Genomic DNA, 2,420 nt, shown 5'->3' with positions numbered 1-2,420 from the left:
CTCTTCGGCATCACTCTGGCCTGTTTCCTGCTGCTGCGCGCCCTCCCCGGAGACCCCGCGACGCTGCTCCTCGGCGCGCGCGGTGGTCCCGAGGAGATCGCGCTGATGAAGCAGCGGCTCGGCCTCGATCTGCCGCTCTGGCGGCAATATCTGCTGTTCCTCGCCGATATCGGCTCGGGCAGCCTCGGCCGCTCGGTCGTGCATGCCCGACCGGTGATGCAACTCGTGCTGGAGCGGCTGCCGGCGACTTTGTGGCTCGTCGCCTATTCGACAGTGCTCGCCGTGGCGATGACGGTGCCGCTCGCACTCTGGTCGGCGATGCGGCGCGGCGGCCCGGTCGATCTCGCGATCAAGCTCGCCTTCACCATCGTCATCGCGATGCCGTCCTTCTGGCTCGGGCTGATCTTCGTCATCCTCTTTGCGATCTGGCTGCCGCTGTTCCCGACCTCGGGCTATGGCGATGACCTGCTCTCGCGTCTGCACCATACGACGCTGCCGGCACTCGTCATCGCGCTGGCGACCGCCTCACTGACGATCCGCAGTCTGCGCAGCGCCATCCTCGCCGTGCTCGGCTCCGACTACGTCACGACGGCACGCGCAAAAGGCGCCGGCACGGGCCGGCTGATGGGCGTCCATGTGCTGCCCAATGCGCTGATCTCATCGATCTCGGTGCTTGGCGCTCATACGAGCTGGGTGATCGGCGGCACGGTGGTGATCGAGACCGTCTTCGCCCTGCCGGGGCTCGGCTCGCTCTTCGTCGAGTCGATCTTCTCCCGCGACTATCCGCTGATCCAGGGGCTCACCATCGTCTTCGCCGTCCTCGTCGTGCTGATCAATCTGGCGACCGATCTCGCCTATGCGCTCGCCGATCCGCGCATCAGGCTGGAATGAGCCAATGAGCCGCTTCCGCTCCAATCCGAGCCTTTTCGTCGGGCTCGCCATGCTGGTTCTGCTCGCCGCCTTCGTCGCGCTCGGCCAGGTCTGGACGCCACACGATCCCTTCGAGGTCGACTACGGCAACACGCTGCAGCCTCCTTCCTTGGCCAACTGGTTCGGCACCGACGATCTCGGGCGCGACGTCGCCTCGCGCGTGCTCGCGGGAGGCTATGTCGACCTCAAGGTCGCACTGATCTGCGTCGTCGCGCCGGCCATTCTCGGCGTTGTGATCGGGGCGATCTCCGGCTTCATCGGCGGGCGCGTCGACACCTTCATCATGCGCGTCACGGACATCTTCTGGGCCTTCCCCTTCTATGTGCTCGTCATCGCCATCGTCGGCGTGCTSGGGCCGGGCGAGGCCAATYTCTACCTGGCCTTCCTGCTGGTRAACTGGATCTCCTTCGCCCGCATCGTGCGTGGCGAGGKGCTGGTGCTGCGCAATCTCGAATTCGTKCAGGCGGCGCGCAGCCTCGGCTGCACGACACCGCGGATCGTCACCGCCCATATCCTGCCGAATGCSGTSAACCCKGCGATCGTCTACGCSATGGCCGAYGTGGTGCTGACCATCCTTGCCGTGACCTCGCTCAGCTTCCTCGGYCTCGGCATCCAGCCGCCGACACCSGARTGGGGACTGATGATCTCGGACGGRCGYCAGTTCCTGTTCGATGCCTGGTGGATCGCGACCTTTCCGGGCTTCGCGATCATCTACACCGGCGTGACCTTCGCGCTGATCGGCGAAGGCCTCGACACCGCCCTTCGGCCCAAAGGCTGATCTCCGCTTCCGCCCCGCCTCCGACAGGTGCGCCATGAGCCTTTTCGACACGGATGAAAACCTGCAGCGCATCGGCGCATTGCTGACGGCGAAGGCAGAAGCCCTCTTCCGCGAACGTGGTGTCCCGACCGAGCAATTCGGATTCGTGCTATTGCAACCGGCGCGAGATGGCGAGCGGCCAAAGGGAGTTGCTCTGCGCCCCGACTGGCGCAGTTATCCCTGTTCGCTGGTCAAAGTGTTTTTCCTTATCGCGGCACAGGCTGCACTGGAGACAGGACAACTCACCGAGCACGAGGAACTGGATCGCGCCATGCGCGACATGATCCTCTGGTCCTCGAACTCGGCGACCAACTACGTCATCGACCTCCTTTCCGGAACAACCGGAGACACATTGCTCTCTGAGCTGGAGATGGCTGAGTGGTGTGAGCGGCGCCAGGTGGTCAATCGCTTCTTCGCGCAGCTCGGCTGGCCGGAGCTAGTCGGCATCAACCTCAATCAGAAGCTGATGGACGATCTGCGCTATGGCCGTGAAAAGATCGGCCTCGATTGTTCGCCGGCCGGGCACAATGCGCTCACGCCGATTGCCATGGCCCGTCTGATGCATGCGATCTTCCATGGCTCGGTGCTGACCGAGGCGAGCCGAGAGAAGGTCCAGAATCTACTCGCCCGCGATCTCGCTAGCCCCTTCCTTCAGCGAGGAGCCTATCAGGTC

The 2,420-nt window shown here is 64.4% G+C and carries 3 protein-coding genes; all 3 read left to right on the top strand.

The genetic code is table 11. From position 1 onward, the window contains the following. Nucleotides 1-891 (top strand): ABC transporter permease (locus AB4Y99_RS27050; RefSeq protein WP_441525510.1); only part of this gene is annotated, 891 nt, incomplete at its 5' end. Between the two features lie 4 nt (nt 892-895). After that, nucleotides 896-1,708, top strand: a complete 813-nt coding sequence (locus tag AB4Y99_RS27045; protein WP_441525509.1) for an ABC transporter permease — start codon at nt 896-898, stop codon at nt 1,706-1,708. 34 nt (nt 1,709-1,742) lie between these two features. Then, nucleotides 1,743-2,420, top strand: a 678-nt coding sequence (locus AB4Y99_RS27040) for a serine hydrolase (RefSeq protein ID WP_441525508.1), incomplete at its 3' end; no start/stop codon positions are given.

The sequence above is a fragment of the Allobosea sp. TAB14 genome (genome assembly GCF_052113865.1).
GTDB lineage: Bacteria > Pseudomonadota > Alphaproteobacteria > Rhizobiales > Beijerinckiaceae > Allobosea > Allobosea spartocytisi.
The sequence above is the reverse complement of the archived record's forward strand: the minus strand, read 5'-3'. Positions and strand labels throughout refer to the sequence as shown.